Source organism: Isoptericola sp. NPDC060185 (genome assembly GCF_042728595.1).
Lineage (GTDB): Bacteria > Actinomycetota > Actinomycetes > Actinomycetales > Cellulomonadaceae > Isoptericola.
Genome location: NZ_JBHWYY010000145.1, coordinates 1,915 through 3,414 on the forward strand (window position 1 = coordinate 1,915; position 1,500 = coordinate 3,414).

General features: G+C 56.0%; 1 rRNA gene. It reads left to right on the forward strand.

Annotation, left to right across the window (positions count from 1 at the left end):
* Positions 1-279 precede the first annotated feature (279 nt).
* A 23S ribosomal RNA gene (locus ACFWDO_RS21300) occupies positions 280-1,500 on the forward strand; the annotation flags it as partial.

Below are 1,500 nucleotides of genomic sequence, written 5' to 3' on the forward strand. Positions count from 1 at the left end.
GTGCTGGCGGCGGGCTCGGGGGTTGATGGTCTTGTGATGGTGAACGGGTCGCGGGTCTGGTGTGAACCGCCTTGAGGCTCTCCCTCTTGTCTCCCCTTCAGCTTCGGTTGGTGGGTGTGGGTGTGTGGGTGGGTGTTCGGGGTAGGCGTGCCGGTGGGCTTGCGGGTTCGTCCGTTGCTTGAGAACTGCATAGTGGACGCGAGCATCCCAGATGTTCAGTACTAGTCCTCTTCTTTGGAAGGGGTCTGGTTTTCTGATCTCTGTGAAATATTGTAGTGTGTCGAAGTTTTTAAGGGCACAGGGTGGATGCCTTGGCACTAGGAGCCGAAGAAGGACGTTGTAGCCTGCGATAAGCCTCGGGGAGTTGGCAAACGAGCTGTGATCCGAGGATGTCCGAATGGGGGAACCCGGCTGGGGTCATGCCCAGTCACCTGCATCTGAATACATAGGGTGTAGGGGGGAACGTCGGGAAGTGAAACATCTCAGTACCGACAGGAAGAGATATTCCGTGAGTAGTGGCGAGCGAAAGCGGATGAGGCCAAACCGTGTGTGTGTCAAGCTGTCAGGCGTTGCACATGCGGGGTTGTGGGACCTTCTGACCAGATCTGACAGTCTGGTAGCCAGTAAGAAAGTCGTGTCATAGTCGAACCGCATTGAAAGGCGGACCGTAGTGGGTGTGAGTCCCGTAGACGAAATGGTGCGGCCTGGTTGAGGGGATCCCAAGTAGCACGGGGCCCGTGAAATCTCGTGTGAATCTGGCAAGACCACTTGCTAAGCCTAAATACTACCTAGTGACCGATAGCGGACAAGTACCGTGAGGGAAAGGTGAAAAGTACCCCGGGAGGGGAGTGAAATAGTACCTGAAACCGTGTGCCTACAATCCGTCGGAGCCTCCTTAGCAGGGGTGACGGCGTGCCTTTTGAAGAATGAGCCTGCGAGTTAGTGCTCGGTGGCGAGGTTAACCCGTGTGGGGAAGCCGTAGCGAAAGCGAGTCCGAATAGGGCGGTACAGTCGCCGGGTCTAGACCCGAAGCGAAGTGATCTAGCCATGGGCAGGTTGAAGCGCCGGTAAGACGGCGTGGAGGACCGAACCCACTTAGGTTGAAAACTGAGGGGATGACCTGTGGTTAGGGGTGAAAGGCCAATCAAACTTCGTGATAGCTGGTTCTCCCCGAAATGCATTTAGGTGCAGCGTCACGTGTTTCTTGCCGGAGGTAGAGCTACTGGATGGCTAATGGGCCCTACCAGGTTACTGACGTCAGCCAAACTCCGAATGCCGGTAAGACATAGCGTGGCAGTGAGACTGCGGGGGATAAGCTTCGTAGTCGAGAGGGAAACAGCCCAGATCATCGGCTAAGGCCCCTAAGCGTGTGCTCAGTGGGAAAGGATGTGGAGTTGCACAGACAACCAGGAGGTTGGCTTAGAAGCAGCCACCCTTGAAAGAGTGCGTAATAGCTCACTGGTCAAGTGATTCCGCGCCGACAATGTAGCGGGGCTCAAG